Origin of the sequence: Sphingomonas sp. Leaf208 (genome assembly GCF_001421415.1) — a bacterium.
Lineage (GTDB): Bacteria > Pseudomonadota > Alphaproteobacteria > Sphingomonadales > Sphingomonadaceae > Sphingomonas.
Window position 1 is genome coordinate 257163 of record NZ_LMKH01000036.1, and the last position, 17060, is coordinate 274222.

At 66.5% G+C, this 17060-nt stretch carries 15 protein-coding genes, 1 tRNA gene and 1 pseudogene; 7 read left to right on the plus strand and 10 right to left on the minus strand.

The genetic code is table 11. The features are described 5' to 3' along the window. Positions 1-36: 36 nt before the first annotated feature. The 4 genes and pseudogenes from hslU to ASE69_RS18785 form a co-directional block, all read right to left on the minus strand. On the minus strand, positions 37-1332 hold the full coding sequence (gene hslU / locus ASE69_RS18770) for an ATP-dependent protease ATPase subunit HslU (RefSeq protein WP_056489881.1): 1296 nt from the start codon (positions 1330-1332) through the stop codon (positions 37-39). Between the two features lie 119 nt (positions 1333-1451). Next, complete coding sequence (hslV, locus tag ASE69_RS18775) at positions 1452-1994, minus strand: ATP-dependent protease subunit HslV (RefSeq protein WP_056066793.1); 543 nt, start codon at positions 1992-1994, stop codon at positions 1452-1454. 299 nt (positions 1995-2293) lie between these two features. Further along, a pseudogene (locus tag ASE69_RS18780) lies at positions 2294-2527 on the minus strand (3TM-type holin); the annotation flags it as partial. A gap of 88 nt (positions 2528-2615) precedes the next feature. After that, the gene (locus ASE69_RS18785; RefSeq protein WP_056489888.1) at positions 2616-3152 is read right to left on the minus strand and encodes a glycoside hydrolase family 108 protein; all 537 of its coding nucleotides are present in this window, start codon (positions 3150-3152) and stop codon (positions 2616-2618) included. Positions 3153-3688: 536 nt separating this feature from the next. On the opposite strand from ASE69_RS18785, the gene ASE69_RS18790 reads away from it, so the two are divergent. After that, on the plus strand, positions 3689-5971 hold the full coding sequence (locus tag ASE69_RS18790) for an NADP-dependent malic enzyme (protein WP_056489891.1): 2283 nt from the start codon (positions 3689-3691) through the stop codon (positions 5969-5971). Positions 5972-6190: 219 nt separating this feature from the next. Here the strand turns inward: ASE69_RS18790 and ASE69_RS18795 are convergent. Further along, positions 6191-6267 (minus strand) — tRNA-Pro (locus ASE69_RS18795). Positions 6268-6360: 93 nt separating this feature from the next. Then, positions 6361-6669 (minus strand): putative quinol monooxygenase, encoded by a 309-nt coding sequence (locus ASE69_RS18800; RefSeq protein WP_056489894.1) that lies wholly within the window; start codon positions 6667-6669, stop codon positions 6361-6363. A 170-nt stretch (positions 6670-6839) separates the two neighbouring features. Between ASE69_RS18800 and yajC the strand changes: the two genes are divergently transcribed. The 4 genes from yajC to ASE69_RS18820 are packed head-to-tail and all read left to right on the plus strand — an operon-like array spanning position 6840 to position 10150. Beyond that, on the plus strand, positions 6840-7184 hold the full coding sequence (gene yajC, locus ASE69_RS18805; RefSeq protein WP_056066746.1) for a preprotein translocase subunit YajC: 345 nt from the start codon (positions 6840-6842) through the stop codon (positions 7182-7184). After that, positions 7184-8788 (plus strand): protein translocase subunit SecD, encoded by a 1605-nt coding sequence (gene secD, locus ASE69_RS18810; RefSeq protein ID WP_056489897.1) that lies wholly within the window; start codon positions 7184-7186, stop codon positions 8786-8788. The genes yajC and secD overlap by 1 nt, the downstream gene beginning before the upstream one ends. 14 nt (positions 8789-8802) lie before the next feature. Then, a complete protein-coding gene (gene secF / locus ASE69_RS18815; RefSeq protein WP_056489900.1) occupies positions 8803-9768 on the plus strand; it encodes a protein translocase subunit SecF in 966 nt (321 codons plus the stop codon). A gap of 7 nt (positions 9769-9775) precedes the next feature. Beyond that, entirely contained in the window at positions 9776-10150 is a 375-nt protein-coding gene (locus ASE69_RS18820) for an MTH938/NDUFAF3 family protein (protein WP_056489903.1), read from the plus strand. A gap of 126 nt (positions 10151-10276) precedes the next feature. Here the strand turns inward: ASE69_RS18820 and ASE69_RS18825 are convergent, their stop codons facing one another. Together ASE69_RS18825 and ASE69_RS18830 are read right to left on the minus strand one after the other, a co-directional pair. After that, positions 10277-11452: a glycosyltransferase gene (locus tag ASE69_RS18825; protein WP_056489906.1), complete on the minus strand. Its 1176-nt coding sequence runs from the start codon at positions 11450-11452 to the stop codon at positions 10277-10279. Positions 11453-11752: 300 nt separating this feature from the next. Further along, a complete protein-coding gene (locus ASE69_RS18830) occupies positions 11753-12577 on the minus strand; it encodes a class I mannose-6-phosphate isomerase (protein WP_056489909.1) in 825 nt (274 codons plus the stop codon). A gap of 244 nt (positions 12578-12821) precedes the next feature. On the opposite strand from ASE69_RS18830, the gene ASE69_RS18835 reads away from it, so the two are divergent. Together ASE69_RS18835 and recN are read left to right on the plus strand one after the other, a co-directional pair. Next, positions 12822-13721 (plus strand): outer membrane protein assembly factor BamD, encoded by a 900-nt coding sequence (locus ASE69_RS18835; RefSeq protein WP_414883463.1) that lies wholly within the window; start codon positions 12822-12824, stop codon positions 13719-13721. An 80-nt stretch (positions 13722-13801) separates the two neighbouring features. Then, entirely contained in the window at positions 13802-15466 is a 1665-nt protein-coding gene (gene recN, locus ASE69_RS18840; protein WP_056489916.1) for a DNA repair protein RecN, read from the plus strand. A gap of 122 nt (positions 15467-15588) precedes the next feature. Here recN and ASE69_RS18845 read toward each other — a convergent pair whose 3' ends face one another. Together ASE69_RS18845 and ASE69_RS18850 are read right to left on the minus strand one after the other, a co-directional pair. Continuing rightward, the gene (locus ASE69_RS18845; protein WP_056489919.1) at positions 15589-15933 is read right to left on the minus strand and encodes a hypothetical protein; all 345 of its coding nucleotides are present in this window, start codon (positions 15931-15933) and stop codon (positions 15589-15591) included. A 126-nt stretch (positions 15934-16059) separates the two neighbouring features. Continuing rightward, a complete protein-coding gene (locus ASE69_RS18850; protein WP_056489922.1) occupies positions 16060-17031 on the minus strand; it encodes an SDR family oxidoreductase in 972 nt (323 codons plus the stop codon). Positions 17032-17060 lie beyond the last annotated feature (29 nt).

Here is a 17060-nt window from a genome sequence, read left to right on the forward strand (position 1 = left end):
AACGGATGGGGGGAAGGTTTGCCTTCCCCCCATTAGTTACAGCACGAACCGGCTCAGGTCGGTGTTGCGGGCGATTTCCTTCAGCTGGCTGTCGACATAGGCGCCGTCGATGACGAGGTTCGAGCCGCCGCGGTCCTCCGCGTTGTAGCTTACCTCCTCGAGCAGCTTCTCCATCACCGTCTGCAAACGCCGTGCGCCGATGTTCTCAATCTCCGAATTCACTTCGGCGGCGATGCGCGCGATTGCGGCGATGCCGTCTTCGGTGAACTCGATGCCGACGCCTTCGGTGGCGATCAGCGCCTTGTATTGCAGCGGCAGCGACGCCTTCGTGTCGGACAGGATCGCGACGAAATCAGCTTCGGTGAGGCCCTTCAGTTCGACGCGGATCGGCAGGCGGCCCTGGAGTTCGGGGAGCAGGTCGCTCGGCTTGGCGACGTGGAACGCGCCCGAGGCGATGAAGAGGATGTGGTCGGTCTTCATCGGGCCGTACTTGGTCGCAACCGTCGTACCCTCAATTAGCGGGAGCAGGTCACGCTGGACGCCTTCCCGGCTGATCGAACCGCCGCGGCCATCCGCGACTGCGATCTTGTCGATCTCGTCGAGGAAGACGATGCCGTTGGCTTCGGCGTCGGCCAAGGCCGCGCGGCTGACCTCGTCCTGGTCGAGGCGCTTGTCGGCCTCTTCCTCGACGAGCTTGTCCCACGCCGCGTGCACGGTGAGCTTCCGGCGCTTCAACTGCTGGCCGCCGCCGAACGACTTCATCATCTCGCCGAGATTGATCATCTGCGGCGCGCCGCCGGGGATCTCGAACGGCGTGGTCGGCGCCTGCTCGACCTCGATCTCGACTTCGGCGTTATTGAGATGGCCGTCGAGGAAGCGCTGCTTGAAGCTCTCGCGCGTCGCTTCACTCGCGTTCTTGCCGGTGAGCGCGTCGAGCAGGCGCGACATAGCTGCCTCCTCTGCCTTGTCCTTGACGGCGACGCGACGGCGTTCCTTTTCGAGGCGGATGGCTTCCTCGACGAGGTCGCGGGCGATCTGTTCGACGTCGCGGCCGACATAGCCGACCTCGGTGAACTTGGTTGCCTCGACCTTCACGAACGGCGCGTCGGCGAGCTTGGCGAGGCGGCGGCTGATCTCGGTCTTGCCGCAGCCGGTCGGTCCGATCATCAGGATGTTCTTGGGCGTGACCTCGTCGCGGAGGTCTTCGCTGAGCTGCTGACGGCGCCAGCGGTTGCGCATCGCGACGGCGACCGCGCGTTTCGCGGCGGCCTGGCCGATGATGTGGGCGTCGAGCGCGGCGACGATGGCCTTTGGGGTGAGCTGGTCGTTCATTTTGTTACCTTCTCCCCTCCCGCTCGGGAGGGGTCGGGGGAGGGCGTGGCCGCAGCGGAAGGCGTGGGTGGGGTGTATTTCAGCCCCTCCCTTAACCCCTCCCGCAAGCGGGAGGGGGATTACGTGGTCGAATCCATCGTTTCGACCGTGAGGCGGTCGTTGGTGTAGACGCAGAGCTCGGACGCTATGCCCATCGCCTTGCGGCACAACACCTCGGCGTCGGTCTCGTATTCGACCAGCGCTCGGGCCGCGGCGAGCGCGTAGTTGCCGCCGGAGCCGATCGCGGCGACGCCGTTCTCGGGTTCGAGGACATCGCCGTTGCCGGTGAGGATCAGCGTGACGTCCTTGTCGGCGACGATCATCATCGCTTCGAGGTTGCGGAGGAACTTGTCGGTGCGCCAGTCCTTGGCGAGCTCAACCGCGGCGCGCAGGAGTTGGCCCTGGTGCGCTTCGAGTTTGCGTTCGAGGCGTTCGAACAAGGTGAACGCGTCGGCGGTCGCGCCGGCGAATCCGCCGATGACGCTGCCGTCGCCGAGGCGGCGGACCTTGCGCGCGTTGGGTTTCATGACGGTCTGGCCCATCGAGACCTGGCCGTCGCCGATCACGACGACCTTGCCGCCGCGGCGGACCGAGAGGATCGTGGTGCCGTGCCATGTCGGCATGGCGTGGGGGTCGTTGCTCATAGGCGCGATGTAGGGTTTGGTTTTGGGGGTGCAACGCCTGTGCCTGAACGCGCGCCGTTCGTGTCGGCTGACCTCCCGTTCGTGTCGTCCATCGTCCCGAGTAGCGATCGAGCTTGTCGAGAGCGCGTATCGAGGGATTGAGGTTGCGCGTGTCACCTGTACCTCGATACGCGCCCTCGATACGCCCGAGGGGGCTACTCGGTCGCTACTCGGCACGAACGGAAAGGGGAGTGCGAGCGGCATGACGTGCAAGTAGGATCTCGGCACGAACGGTATTCCTACCGCCCCTTCCCCCATTCCCGCGCGACCGTGTAGCCGAGATAGCCGGTGCCGAAGAGCGCGTAGAGGGGTTCGGGGATCGCGTTGAGATACGCCGCCATGCCGGCCGCGACCGCTTGCACCATCTGCGGGCGGACGGCGGCGATCAGGCCTGCGGGGATCGCACCGAGCAGCAATGTGTACATCACGTAGAGGAACGTTGGCCGAGCGCGGGTGATCCAGGGGTCTGGTGCTGGATCAAGGGGTTGCGGGGTCATTGGCTGTCTCCGGCAATCTGGAAGTGCACAAAGTTCACACGCTGGGAGCGTTTTCGCAGGGGCCTCAGGTGCGGTTGGCGAGCCAGCCGTAGAGGAAGGCTTCGTTGGCGGGACGGGTCTCGGCCAGCGCGACGTAGCGTTCGCCTTGGAGGGCCTCGATCGCTTTCAGGAGCACGGTTTCGCCGCCGGGTTTGCGGCGGGCTAGGAAGGAGTCGAGCGCGGTGAGCGTGGCGGGGCCGATGCGGCCGTCCAGGATCATGTCCGGGTAGTCGGTGGCGCCGCGGTTGAGCGCATTGAGCGCACGCTGGAGGAAGGTGGTGGCGACTGCGGGGCCCATGTTAATGCCGGTGTCGAAGAGTTCTTCGGCGATTTTCGGGGCTCGGGGGGCGATCTGGTCGAAGGCCGGGCGGGTCCAGTAGAGGCGGTGGTAGATGGTTTCCGCCTGGTCGCGGGGAAAATTGCGCATGTCTCCGGGGTAGCCGTTGGTGCGGGCTACGCTTTCCGTGATGCCGTAGCGGGTGGGGCCGCCTCGGTCTGCGGGGTGGTTCGAGTAGCCGCCTTCGCGGTCAATGACGGCGTCGATTAGGTGGTCGATGGTCATGATGTGGCTCCCGCCCTGTTTGGGGGTGGAGCGAACCATATTGGTTCGCTGTAGGACAGGGGATTCTTGGCGGGTCATGCCCTGCATCGTTCCCTCACTTCCGCTCTCTACCGTTCCCCCGCGGAGGCGGGGGGCCAGGGTTACGGCGGACGCCGCTCGTGATTCCTGGGCTCCCGCTTTCGCGGGAGAACAAAAAAGGGAGCCCGGCCCATCCGGTCAGATCGCACCTCCCCGGCGGCGGCCGGGGTCCAGTTGGGGAACGGTGCTGAGGGAGGGAGGCGCTTCGTTACCTCTGACGTTCCAACTGGGCCCCGGCCTTCGCCGGGGTGGTGGCCAGTTCCCGGGTGGCACTCAGTTCTGGGGTGATGACCAGTTCCAGGGTAGCCGGCGTGCACCCGCCCGCCAAACCGACGCTACGTCCGCGCGGGGTTGGCGGATTGGTGTGCCTAAGGCTATGCGCTCCCTTGAACATTCGCCGCGGGCTCTGTCTGCGCGCTCAACCCGGTCGCCGCCGCGGCCGACAGGTTAGGAAGACCATGGAAGACGATTTCCGCAAAGCCGCGCTCGATTATCACCGCTATCCCAAGCCCGGTAAGCTCTCGGTCGAGGCGACCAAGCGGATGGCGACGCAGCGCGATCTGGCGCTCGCCTATTCGCCGGGCGTGGCCGCTGCGTGCGAGGAAATCGCCGCCGATCCGGACAAGGCGCGGGATTATACCGCGCGGGGCAATCTCGTCGCGGTCATCACCAACGGCACCGCGGTGCTCGGGCTCGGTGCGATCGGTGCGCTGGCGTCGAAGCCGGTGATGGAGGGCAAGGCGGTGCTCTTCAAGAAATTCGCGGGGATCGACTGCTTCGACATCGAGATCGACCAGCTCGATCCGCAGGCGTTCATCGAGGCGGTCCGCGTGCTCGAGCCGACGTTCGGCGGGATCAATCTCGAGGACATCAAGGCGCCCGAATGCTTCGAGATCGAGACGAAGCTGCGCGAACTGATGAACATCCCGGTGTTCCACGACGACCAGCACGGCACCGCGATCGTGTGTGCGGCCGCGGTCCGCAACGTGCTCGAACTGCGCGGCAAGCGGCTCGACCAGATGAAGCTGGTGACGTCGGGCGCAGGCGCGGCGGCGCTGGCGACGGTCGATCTGCTGGTGTCGATGGGGCTCAATCCCGAGAACGTGACGCTGACCGATATCGCGGGCGTGGTGCACAAGGATCGCGGCGACGTGATGCCGCCGAACATGGCGCGTTATGCGCGGACGACGAACGCGCGGACCCTGCCCGACGTGCTGGAGGGGGCGGACATCTTCCTCGGGCTGTCGGCACCGCGCGTGCTGAAGCAGGAATGGCTGCATTTGCTCGCGCCCGATCCGCTGATCCTGGCGCTGGCGAACCCTGAGCCCGAGATCCAGCCGGCGCTGGTGCATGCGACGCGACCCGACGCGATCATCGCCACGGGCCGCTCGGATTTTCCGAACCAGGTCAACAACGTGCTGTGCTTCCCGTTCATCTTCCGCGGGGCGCTCGATGTCGGCGCGACCGAGATCAACGAGGCGATGAAGGTCGCGGCGGTCGACGCGATCGCGGCCCTGGCACGCGCGACCGCGTCCGACGTGGTTGTCACTGCTTACGGTGGCGCAACGCCGGTGTTCGGGCCGACCTACATCATCCCCAAGCCGTTCGATCCGCGGCTGATCCTGCATGTCGCGCCGGCGGTGGCGAAGGCGGCGATGGATTCCGGCGTGGCGACGCGGCCGATCGAGGATTTCGACGCGTATCTGCGTGACCTCGAAGTGTTCGTGTATCGCTCGGGCCAGCTGATGCGGCCGATCTTCGCGCGCGCCAAGCAGGCGGGGCGCTCGATCGCGTATGGCGAGGGCGAGGACGACCGCACGCTGCGCGCGGTGCAGACGGTGATCGACGAGGGGATCGGGCGGCCGGTGCTGATCGGGCGGCGCGAGGTGATCGCCGAGAAGATCCAGTCGAGCGGGTTGCGGATGGCGATCGGCACCGACGTCGAAGTGCTCGATCCGGGTACCGACCGCGAAGTGTTCGACCCGTTGCTGGCCGGATACAACGCGCTGGTCGGCCGTCGCGGATCGCCGCCCGATAGCGCCGAGCGGGCGCTGCGGACCCGGCCGAGCGTGGCGGCGGCGATGCTGCTGCGCGAGGGGCGCGTCGATGCGGCCTTGTGTGGCGGAATCGGCGACTGGTGGACGCAGATGACCTACGTCATGCCGCTGATCCCGCGGATGCCGGGCGTCTCGCGGCTATATGCGATGTCGGCGGTGATCCTGCGCACCGGCAGTCTTTTCTTCTGCGATACGCACGTGACGGTCGATCCGACTGCCGAGCAGATCGCCGAAATGACGTTGCTGGCAGCTGAGGCTGTGCGCGCGTTCGCGATCGAGCCGAAGGCGGCGTTGCTGTCGCATTCGAGCTTCGGTGCGTCGCGGTCGCCTTCTGCGCAGAAGATGCGCGCGGGGCATGCTTTGCTGAAGGCGGCGGCGCCCGAGTTCGAGTTCGATGGCGAGATGCACGGCGATGCGGCGCTGTCGGAGGCGCTGCGACGGCGACTGGTCGCGGACAGTCCTTTGACCGGGTCGGCGAATTTGCTGGTGATGCCGAACATCGATGCGGCGAACATTGCGGTGTCGTTGTTGTCGGCGTCGACCGAGTCGCTGCCGCTGGGGCCGATGCTGCTGGGGCTTGCGAAGCCGTTGCAGATGATGGTGCCGAGCGTGACCGCGCGGGGGATCGTGAACCTCAGCGCGGTGGCGGTGAGTCATGCGGCGACGGTGAGCGAGACGGCTTAACTGTTCTCCGGTCCCCTTCTTCGCCCCTCCCTGGAAGGGAGGGGTTGGGGGTGGGTCGGTTTCCGCCTGTTCGGACCGGTGGGGCTCAAACCGACCTACCCACCCCCAGCCCCTCCCTTTCAGGGAGGGGAGCGCGGTTGTGGGCGAGCGAGCGTCGCGCAAGAACCAACGCACGCCGCTTGGCCAGCAGCGCCGCGTCTTTTCATCGATGTAAGAAAATGGTCGGAGCGACAGGATTCGAACCTGCGACCCCCACACCCCCAGTGTGGTGCGCTACCAGGCTGCGCTACGCTCCGACCGAACGGGCCGCATAGCAGCCCGAGCCGCGCGCTCTACGCAGGGTCGACGCGCGATGCAAGTCGCAACGCCGCTTGCCAGCAAAGATTGCTTCAGTCGCCCATCAGCGTGCGCCAGAAGCTGCCGTCATAGGCCTTCACGCTGACCTGCTCGATGGTGTACGCGCGCAGGGTGCGACCGAAGGCCTTCTGGTGTTCGGCCTGGCCGTGCGCGGCGATCGCTTCGGGACTCGCCCAGCGTTCGGAGATCCGGATCAGGTCGGGATCGACCAGGTCGAGTGCGAGATTGTAGAACTCGCAGCCGTCTTCCGCGGCGCAGGCGGCCATGTGCGCGATCAGCGTGTCCGCGATCTTCGCACCTTCGCCTGCGGCCAGCTTGATATGTCCCATCACCAGAATCATCGCATCTCTCCTGTTTCGCCCCGGTTTCGCCGTGACTTCGTCGTGGTCTCTACACGAACCGTCCGCGCCTGCGTCAGTTGCACGGGACACCAAGCGATGATAGCGGGCGGACCAATGCGACCGGCCGCGCGGCGCGCGAACCGAGCCACCCTTCACAGATACGGAACTCCATGTTCATCTCACCAGCATACGCCCAGGCCGCAGACGGCGCCGCCACGACGGCGGGAGGCGGGATCGCCTCGTTCCTGAGCCTCGCGCCGCTCTTCCTCGTGTTCGTCGTGTTCTATTTCCTGATGATCCGTCCGCAGCAAAAGCGCATGAAGGCGCTGCAGGCGTCGGTCGCTGCGGTGAAGAAGAACGACAGCGTCGTGACGTCGGGCGGGATCCTGGGCAAGGTGACCAAGGTCGAGGATAATGTCGTCGAGGTCGAGATCGCGCCGAATGTCCGCGTGCGCGTCGTCAAGGCGACGCTGACCGACATCACCAGCCCGAACACGAAGCCGGCGAACGACTGATGCTCGACTTCCCGCGCTGGAAAATCGGGTCGATCATCGGGTTGCTGGCGGCATTGTGCCTGCTGGCGATCCCGAGCTTCCTCCCCGAGAGCACCACGAGCCAATGGGGGCGGATACCGCATCCGCACATCAACCTCGGGCTCGATCTCGCCGGCGGCAGTTACCTGCTGCTCGAGGCGGATACCGCCGACCTCGCCGCGACGCGGATCGAGGCGATGCGCGACAGCGTCGCGGGGACGATGCGCAACGGGACGCCGCGGATCGAGATCGGCGACATTTCGACGCGGGGCGGCCAGCTGACCTTCCTGCTGCGTGACCCGTCGCAGGTCGATGCGGCGCGCGAGCGCCTGCTGGCGATCACCGGCGGTGGCGCCGGGATGAGCGGCCAGCGCGAGTGGGACATCAACGTCGTCGACACGAGCCGGTTCGTGCTCAAGCCGACCCAGGCCGGCCTGACCCAGGCGGTCGACACCGCCATGAAGGACGCGACCGAAGTCGTCCGTCGTCGTATCGACGCGCTCGGCACCAAGGAGCCAACGATCGTTCGCCAGGGTGCAACGCGGATCGTCGTGCAGGTGCCGGGGCTGAAGAACCCGCAGGCGCTGAAGGAGCTGATCGGCAAGACCGCCAAGCTTGAGTTCAAGCTGGTCGACGAGACCGCGAACCCGGCCGACCTGGTCAAGGGGATCGCCCCGGTCGGCAGCCAGGTGCTGCCATATCCGGGCAACCCGCGCGGCGTGCCGTTCATCGCGGTCAAGCGATCGGTGATCATCTCGGGCGACCAGCTCGCCGATGCGCGCCAGGAGTTCGAGTCGCAGACCAACGCAGCCCAGGTGGCGATCACGTTCGACGCGGTGGGTGGCCGACGCTTCGCCAAGGTCACGACCGAGAACACCAACAAGCCGTTCGCGATCATCCTCGACAATTCGGTGATCTCTGCGCCCAACATCAACGAGCCGATCCTGGGCGGTCGCGCGTCGATCTCGGGCAACTTCACCGTCGAGTCGGCGAACGCACTGGCGATCTCGCTGCGGTCGGGCAAGCTGCCGGTCAATTTGAAGACGATCGCCGAGAGTACCGTCAGCCCCGATCTCGGCAAGGATTCGATCCGCGCCGGCGTGCTGGCGTCGATCGTCGCCGCGCTGCTCGTGATCGTGTTCATGTTCGTCACCTATGGCCGGTTCGGGCTGTATGCGAACCTCGCGGTGGTCATCAACATCCTGGTCATCGTCGCGGTCATGGCGATGCTGAACGCAACGCTGACGCTGCCCGGTATCGCCGGGTTCGTGCTGACGATCGGTACCGCGGTGGATGCCAACGTGCTGATCAACGAGCGTATTCGCGAGGAGCGGCGACGCGGGCGTAGCGTCGTCCAGTCGGTCGAGCTCGGCTACAAGGAAGCATCGCGGACGATCTTCGAGGCCAACGTGACCCACGCCATCACCGGCGTGATCATGCTGCTGCTCGGCTCGGGTCCGGTGAAGGGCTTCGCGGTCGTGCTGCTGATCGGGATCTGCACGTCGGTGTTCACCGCCGTCACGTTCACGCGGATGATGGTCGCGCTGTGGCTGCGGAAGAACCGCCCCACCACGATCAATATTTGAGGCGGGAGATAACCATGCGCCTGCTGAAACTCGTTCCCGACAACACGAACCTGAAGTTCGTCTCGCTCCGCAAATGGGCGTTCGGGCTGACCCTGCTACTGTCCCTGCTCGCGGTCGGGCTAGTCGTGACGAAGGGCCTCAACATGGGCGTCGACTTCGTCGGCGGCGTCCTGATCGAAGAGAAGTTCGCGACCCCGCCGTCGATCGACGCGGTTCGTACCGAAGTCGACCGGCTCGGCGTCGGCGAAGCCTCGATCCAGTCGTTCAGCGATCCGAAGACGCTGTCGATCCGCCTGCCCGTTCCGGCGGGTGACGAAGGCGCGACCAACCGCCTCGTCAAGAAGGTCTCGGACGACCTCGCGGTCAAGTTCCCCGGCGCGACTTTCTCGAAATACGACACGATCTCGGGCAAGGTCTCGGACGAGCTGATCAGCAAGGGTCTGCTCGCGGTCGGCCTTGCGATCCTAGGCATCGCGCTGTTCGCGGTGGTGCGGTTCGAGTGGCAGTTCGGCGTGTCGACCGTCGTTGCGATCGTCCACGATCTGTTGATGACGCTCGGCTTCTTCGCGCTGACGCAGTTCGAGTTCGACCTGAACATCGTCGCGGCGGTGCTGACGATCATCTCGTATTCGATCAACGACAAGATCGTGATCGACGACCGTATCCGCGAGAACATGCGCCGGTATCGGAAGATGGACATGCGCGAGATCATCGACCTGTCGGTGAACGAGACGCTGCCACGGACCGTGATGACCTCGGTGACGATCCTGCTCGCGCTGGTCGCGATGCTGGTGCTGGGCGGCCATGTGCTGCGCGGGTTCACCGCGGCGATGATCCTCGGCATCGTGGTCGGGACGTATTCGTCGATCTATGTGTCGTCGTCGTTGCTGATCACGCTGGGGCTGCGGGCCGATCCTGCACCGCGCAAGGGCGGCGTGCAGGACGGCGCCGAGCGGGTTGGTCCGAAGGTCGAGCGTTGATCACGTCATGAGGATGGACCGCGAGAAGACCGATGGGCCGATGATCTCGGCGATCGGTCGGGCCGGGTTCAAGGTCGACGACGGCTATTATACCGCGTTGTCGATCAGTCCTGAGCGTGCGGATGGCTGGGAGCCGCCGGCGTTCGAGGCGCTTGGCGAGGCGGATGTGGCGGCGTTGCTGGCGCTCGATCCGCCGCCGGAGTTCCTGTTGCTGGGGACCGGTTCCGCGCTGCGTCAGCCGCCGCTTGCGTTCAAGAAGGCGGTCGAGGCACGGGGGTTCGGGATCGAGGCTATGGATAGCCGTGCTGCCGCTCGGGCTTGGGCGGTACTGCGTGGTGAGGGTCGCTGGATCGTGGCGGCGTTGTACCCGCTCGAGGGGTGAGCGGAGACTGTTGATCCTCCCCCGCCAGGGGGAGGTGACGGAGGGGGCGGATGCCCAACTGACGTTTCCCTTTCCTCCCCCTCCGTCTGGCAAGGGCCAGCCACCTCCCCCTGGCGGGGGAGGATTCTAGATCCGGTGTTCCGCGGCTAGCGTCGCCAAATGCTCGTAGAGCGCGGCGGTGTTGGCTTCCCAGGTGAAACTGGCGACTGTGGCGCGCGTCGCCTGGGGCGCGGGCGGGTCGGCCAGGAGGACCCCGATCGCGGCGGCGAACGCTAGTGGGTCGCCTATCGTGACGCGGCCTGCTTCTGGCGATGTCACCACGTCATGCGCGCCGCCGGCGTCGGTGATGACGATCGGGGTACCGCAGGCGAGCGATTCGACCCAGGCGTTGGCGAGACCTTCGGACTCGGAGGCAAGCGCGCTGACATCGGCAGCGGCAATCAGCTTCGGGATTTCGGCGTGGGGTACGGCGCCGAGCAGGCGGATGCGGTCGGCTATGCCGAGGCGCGCGATCTGCGCTTCCAGTGTCGATCGCGCGGGGCCCTGCCCTGCGATCAGGAGCGTGACGCCGGGGAGTGCGGCGACCGCGTCGACGACGATGTCGTGGCCCTTGCGCGGGATCAGCGCGCCGACCGAGACGACCAATGGGCCGGCGACGCCGACGGCTGCCTTGGCGGCGGCGCGGTCGACGGGGTGGAAGCGATCCTGGTCGACGCCGGTGTGGTGGACGCGGATGCGGTCGGCGGGCAGTCCCATCGCGACCATGTCGGCCTTCATCGCGGCGCTGACCGCGAGCATGCCCGCGGCGTTGCGGCCTGCGGCGCGGACTTGTGCGGCGGTGGCGGGTGCGTTGCCCCAGATGTGGATGTCGGAGCCGCGCGCCTTGATCGAGACGGGGACGCCGTAGCGCTTGCCGAGCGCGACCGCGGCAGGGCCGTCGGGGAAGAAGAACGAGGCGTCGATGACGTCGAACGCGAAGTCTTCGCGGATCGTGTCGAGGACGGGGACGAGCGCGCGCTGCAACGCTGCGGCGTGGTGGCGGCCCTGGAGGAACGGGCGGACGGTGAAGCGCGGGCGGTGGAGGTCGATGCCTTTCCAGCGTTCGTGCGTCGGGAGCGTGGCGAGGGCCGCGTAGTGGCCGAGGTGGCGGAGCGGGCCTGGCGGGAGGCCTATCGGTGCTACCGTTTGTAATGAAACGTCGGGGTGCGCGGCGAGGCCGAGCGTCTGGCGTTCGACGAAGACGCCGAAATTGGGGCGGGTCGCATCCGGGAACAGGGTGGAGAGGGTTAGGATGCGGAGCATGGACTGGGGGTTACAGGGGGTGGGTTAATGCGGGGTGAGTTTGGGGCTCGATGTCGTGGAACGCGAACTTGCTCACAAGACTCCACCCCGGCGGAGGCCGGGGCCCAGTTGGGGGACGTAGCTAACGGAGCGTGGTTCTCCATTATTGCCACCTTTCCACCTGGGCCCCGGCCTTCGCCGGGGTGGTGGTGGTTGGGGTGGCGTTTGCCCTCGACTACATTGTTTCCCCGCGAAGGCGGGGACCCAGACTGGGCTCCCGCCTTCGCGGGAGAACAAGGAGGCGGGAGGTGAAGGTGTTGATCAGATCCGCTTCGCCAGCGGATACGCGAACAGCAGATCCGCATCCGCGCTCGTCGAGACCGTTTCGCTGCCGGTCATCGTCGCGCATTCGCCGGCCTTGAACGCGACGCCTGCGACATCGCCCGAGCCGGTGATCGGGATTACCCATCCGGTCGTGCCTTCGGGCAGATTGACGACGTGGTCGCCGCCCCTCCAGCGCTCGAGCACGAACTTGGGGCCCTCGACCATGATCGTGCGGCCGGTTTCGACTTCGATCGGCGGCGCGACGGGGACGTAGGGCGTGGGGTCGGCGACCTCGATGCCGTCCTTGAGGTGAAGCTCGCGGTCGCTGCCGTAATCGTAGAGGCGGTAGGTGGTCTCGGAGTTCTGCTGGACCTCGATCACCGTCAGGCCGCCGCCGATCGCGTGGATCGTGTCCGACGCGCAATACATGAAGTCGCCCGGCTTGACCGGCTTCCAGTCGAGCTTGTCCTCGATCGTGCCGTCGATCGCCGACTGCCGGAGTTCGTCCTTCGAGATCGGCTGCTTCGTGCCGACCGCGATCGTCGAGGTCGGCTCGGCGGCGAGGACCGTCCAGCACTCGTCCTTGCCGCGCGGCAGGCCGCGGGCGTGCGCCTGTTCGTCGTTGGGATGGACCTGGACCGACAGCTTCTCGCTGGTGAACAGGTATTTGATCAGCAGGTCGGGGGTGGTGTTGCCGGGCTCCTGGAACCAGACTTCGCCGATCGGCGGCGTACCGGGGGCGGCATCCTCGAACCCGGGCCAAAGCGTGTCGCGACCCCAGGGCTTCTCGACGCGGTGGGTATGCAGCAGGGTGGCGGGCATGGGATATCCTCGACTGGAATGACGGGTCGGCAACGCATGACTATTGCCGTGTGATCCGGGCCGCGAAAAGCCCTTCATTGCCCGGCCCATCGACGCCGTGAATTGGGCTTGGAGCGGGGTGGCGAAAGGGATTGTTCGCAAAGCCCCGCATACGCTAAGGACAACGCCGATGCGTATCCCCCAGTCCCTTCCGAGCATGTCGCGTGCCTTTGCTGTCACGCTCATCGCAGCGCTTGCGCTCCCCATGGCCGGTTGTGCGGGTCGTTCCGCCAAGGGCGACCTTCCTTACGTCGCGCGCGACGTGGGAACGCTGTATTCGACCGCAAAGGCGCGGCTTGATCAGGGGCGCTACAAGGAGGCGGCGCGGCTGTTCGACGAGGTCGAGCGCCAGCATCCCTATTCGATCTGGGCGCGTCGTGCGCAGATCATGTCGGCGTTCAGCTATTACCTCGCCAAGGATTATACCGCGTCGATCAGCTCGGCGCAGCGCTTCCTGGCGGTGCATCCGGGTAACCGCGACGCACCCTATGCTTATTATTTGATCGCGCTCGGCTATTACGAGCAGATCACCGACGTGACGCGCGACCAGAAGATCACGCGCCAGGCGCTCGATTCGCTCGGTGAGCTGATGCGTCGCTATCCGAACACGCGTTACGCATCGGACGCACGGCTGAAGATCGATCTGGTCAACGACCATCTCGCCGGCAAGGAGATGGAGATCGGGCGCTTCTACGAGACGCGCGGCCAGTGGCTCGCAGCGAACGGGCGGTTCCGCACCGTGATCGACAAGTTCCAGCAGACCACGCACACGCCCGAGGCGCTGATGCGGCTGACCGAGACGTATCTGCAGCTCGGCGTGCCGATCGAGGCCGAGAAGGCCGCCGCGGTGCTGGGTCGCAACTATCCGGGCACCGACTGGTACGATCACGCCTACAAGCTGATGCAGGACCATCCGGTGAAGCCGATCGCACCGCTGGCACCGGGCGAGCCAGTCGTGCCGACCGGGACCGCAGGCACGCCGGGTACCGGGGCGCTGGAGCTTCCGAAGGCGAACGGCAACACCGGTGGTACGGGCGCGGGCAGTGTTTCCAGCCCCGCACCCGTCGGTCCGGGCAGCGCGACGCGGACCGGCCCCGGCAACTGATCGCAGAATACGCCATGAGAACCCGGGCGTGAGAACAATGGGGGATCAACTTCGCGTGCGGATCGTCTAAGACGCGCGGGATGCTGACCGATCTTTCCATTCGCGACGTGGTGCTCATCGAGGCGCTGGATCTGGGATTCGGCGAAGGGCTAGGCGTGCTGACCGGCGAAACCGGCGCGGGCAAGTCGATCCTGCTCGACGCACTGGGGCTGGCGCTGGGTGGCCGCGGCGACAGCGGGCTGGTGCGGCATGGCGCGGCGCAGGCTGTCGTGACCGCGACGTTCGATGCCCCTGCCCCCGAGTCGCCGCTCGCGATGTTGTTCGAGGAGAACGGGCTGGAGATCGAGCACGGCGAGCCGTTGATCGTGAAGCGCATCGTCAAGGCGGACGGCGGCAGTCGCGGGTTCGTCAACGACCAGCCGGCGTCGGCGGGGCTGCTGCGCGAGATGGCGCCGCACCTGGTCGAGATCCACGGGCAGCATGACGAGCGCGGATTGCTGAATGCGCGCGGGCATCGGGCGCTGCTGGATATTTTCGGGCGGACCGAGCCTAGGGCTACCGGCAAGGCGTATGCGGGTTTCCGTGCTGCCGAGGCCGAACTGGCCGCCGCCCGCGCGGATATCGAGACGGCGGCGCGGGATCGCGAGTGGCTCGAGCATACGGTTGCCGAACTAACCGCGCTGTCGCCTGTCGAGGGCGAGGAGGAGACGCTGGCGGATACGCGGCGGTCTATGCAGCGCGCGGAGAAGATCGCGGACGACCTCGCCGCGATCGACGATTTCCTCGAGGGCAAGGATGGCGGGATGGCGAAGCTGCGCCAAGCCGCGCGCGTGCTCGAGCGGATCGCGGAGGATCATGTCGCGCTCGGCAATGCGCTGGCGGCGGTCGATCGCGCGGTTATCGAGGCTTCGGTGGCGGAGGAGAGCCTGCGCGATGCGCGGGCGGACATGGCCTATGATCCGCGCGCGCTGGAGGATGACGAGGCGCGGTTGTTCGAGCTTCGGGCGATGGCGCGCAAGCACCGCGTGCAGCCGGATGATCTGGCGGCGCTAGCGGATGAGATGCGCGCGCGACTGGAGCGGCTGGATGCGGGCGAGGGCGGGATCGCGAAGATCGAGGCGCGCGTGTCATCGGCTCGGAAGGCTTTCGATGCGGCGTCCGATGCGTTGACGAAGCGGCGGTTGGCAGCGGCGAAGCGCCTCGACGTGGCGGTGGCGGGTGAGCTGGCGCCGTTGAAGCTGGATGCGGCGCGGTTCCAGACCGTCGTTGCGCCGCTGGGTGAAGAGGGCTGGTCGGCGGCGGGCAAGGACAGGGTCGAGTTCGAGATCTCGACCAATCCGGGCGCGCCGTTTGCCGCGCTGACCAAGATCGCTAGCGGCGGCGAATTGTCGCGCTTCATCCTCGCGTTGAAAGTGGCGCTGGCGGAAGAGGGCGGCGCGTCGACGATGGTGTTCGACGAGATCGACCGCGGCGTCGGTGGCGCGGTGGCGAGCGCGATCGGCGAGCGACTCGCGCGGCTGGCGCTGAGCACGCAGCTGCTGGTGGTGACGCACAGCCCGCAGGTTGCGGCGCGCGGAGCGAAGCATCTGCTGATCGCCAAGAGCAGCGACGGCACAGTCACGCGGACCGGCGTGCGGGCTTTGAGCGAGGAGGAGCGTCGGGAAGAGATCGCGCGGATGCTGTCGGGCGCGCAGATTACCGATGAAGCGCGGGCGCAGGCGGAGCGGTTGCTCGAGCGGGCTTAACGCGCTCAGGTTCAGATGGATTTACCACCGGTCTTGTTCCCCCGCGAAGGCGGGGGCCCAGGATACCGCCCACAGCGTCCTTGACCCTGGACTCCCGCGTTCGCGGGAGAACAAGTTCGGGGTTATGGCATCGCCTGCCGCGGGTGACCCAGGTGGATCTTCAGCACCGGCACGACGATGTAATCGCCGCCGACCTTCCGCAGGCCGTGCAGCGCCCGGCTGCCGAAATCGCCGTCTTCGTGGATCACCGCACGGACCGGCGCCTGTTCAGCGTGGATCATGTCGTCGAGCCCGGCGGCGCTCGCGTCGGAGCGCGGCCATAGCGATTGCTGCACGCGGTCGTCCGCGGACGAATCGTCGTTCCAGTCGTAGCCGATCGCCGGGGCCGGCTTAGGGGAGACGTGAGTGTGCTGGGCGGCGGCGGGAGCGGCAAGGACGATGGCGATGATCATAACTGCTGTTTTCATCGCACCCCCGCTTTCATCCCGGCGAAGGCCGGGGCCTAGTTGGCAAAGTTTAGCTGGAGAACACGGTGCTCCCTTACAACGACCTTGCCAACTGGGCCCCGGCCTTCGCCGGGGTGATGGGCGAATTCAGGACGCGCCGGTGCCGCCGTTCGCGCCGAAGAAGCTGCCGGTGGTGTAGCTGTCGCTCGGGTCCGCCAGCGCAACGTAGAGACCCGCCAGTTCGGCCGGCTGACCGGCGCGACCGAGGGGCGTATCCTGGCCGAATTCACCCATCTTGCCCGGCAATTGCCCGCCCGCAACCTGCAACGGCGTCCAGATCGGGCCCGGTCCGACCGCGTTGACGCGGATGCCCTGCTTGGCGAGCTGTTTCGCCAGCGCCTTGGTGAAGATCAGGATCGCGCCCTTGGTCGAGGCGTAGTCGAGCAACTCCTTTTCCGGGCTGACCGAGTTGACCGACGCGGTGTTGATGATCGACGCGCCCGGCTTCATCAGCGGGATCACCGCCTTGCACAGGTGGAACATCGCGTAGACGTTCGTCTTCATGGTGCGATCGAACTGCTCGAAGCTGATCTCGGCGATCGACTCCTTCGACTGTTGATAGGCCGCATTGTTGACGAGGATGTCGAGCCCGCCGAGTTCGCGGTTCGCGCGCGCGATCAGATCGTTGCAGAACTTCGCATCGGTCAAGTCGCCGGGGATCAGGACGACTTTACGGCCCTCGGCGCGGAGCAGCTTGGCGACGTCCTGTGCGTCGGGTTCCTCGGTCGGGTAATAGTTGATCGCGACGTCGGCGCCTTCGCGCGAGAACGCGATGACGGCGGCACGACCGATCCCCGAATCGCCGCCGGTGACGAGTGCTTTGCGACCGGCCAAGCGTCCCGAGCCGCGGTAGCTCGCCTCGCCGCAATCCGGAACGGGGTGCATGTTGCGCTGGAGTGCGGGCCATTTCTGGCGCTGTTCGGGGAAGGGTTGCGAGGGATATTTGGTCTTCGGATCCGCGAGCGGCGCGGCCCCCTGCGCGAAGGCGGGTGCGGCGGCTGCGGCTAGGCCGGTGACGGCGGCGCCCTTGAAGAGGTCTCGACGGCTGGTGTCTGTCATGATAATGTTTCCCTGAAAATGCCTTGGGA

Bases quoted from the DNA above. Each gene is read 5' to 3' on its own strand.
- hslV (WP_056066793.1), bottom strand. From the start codon at position 1,994: ATGCCGACATGGCACGGCACCACGATCCTCTCGGTCCGCCGCGGCGGC.
- ASE69_RS18820 (WP_056489903.1), top strand. From the start codon at position 9,776: ATGAGGATGGACCGCGAGAAGACCGATGGGCCGATGATCTCGGCGATC.
- ASE69_RS18835 (WP_414883463.1), top strand. From the start codon at position 12,822: ATGGCCGGTTGTGCGGGTCGTTCCGCCAAGGGCGACCTTCCTTACGTC.
- yajC (WP_056066746.1), top strand. From the start codon at position 6,840: ATGTTCATCTCACCAGCATACGCCCAGGCCGCAGACGGCGCCGCCACG.
- ASE69_RS18800 (WP_056489894.1), bottom strand. From the start codon at position 6,669: ATGATTCTGGTGATGGGACATATCAAGCTGGCCGCAGGCGAAGGTGCG.
- secD (WP_056489897.1), top strand. From the start codon at position 7,184: ATGCTCGACTTCCCGCGCTGGAAAATCGGGTCGATCATCGGGTTGCTG.
- ASE69_RS18845 (WP_056489919.1), bottom strand. From the start codon at position 15,933: ATGAAAACAGCAGTTATGATCATCGCCATCGTCCTTGCCGCTCCCGCC.
- secF (WP_056489900.1), top strand. From the start codon at position 8,803: ATGCGCCTGCTGAAACTCGTTCCCGACAACACGAACCTGAAGTTCGTC.
- ASE69_RS18790 (WP_056489891.1), top strand. From the start codon at position 3,689: ATGGAAGACGATTTCCGCAAAGCCGCGCTCGATTATCACCGCTATCCC.
- hslU (WP_056489881.1), bottom strand. From the start codon at position 1,332: ATGAACGACCAGCTCACCCCAAAGGCCATCGTCGCCGCGCTCGACGCC.
- ASE69_RS18830 (WP_056489909.1), bottom strand. From the start codon at position 12,577: ATGCCCGCCACCCTGCTGCATACCCACCGCGTCGAGAAGCCCTGGGGT.
- ASE69_RS18785 (WP_056489888.1), bottom strand. From the start codon at position 3,152: ATGACCATCGACCACCTAATCGACGCCGTCATTGACCGCGAAGGCGGC.
- ASE69_RS18850 (WP_056489922.1), bottom strand. From the start codon at position 17,031: ATGACAGACACCAGCCGTCGAGACCTCTTCAAGGGCGCCGCCGTCACC.
- ASE69_RS18825 (WP_056489906.1), bottom strand. From the start codon at position 11,452: ATGCTCCGCATCCTAACCCTCTCCACCCTGTTCCCGGATGCGACCCGC.
- recN (WP_056489916.1), top strand. From the start codon at position 13,802: ATGCTGACCGATCTTTCCATTCGCGACGTGGTGCTCATCGAGGCGCTG.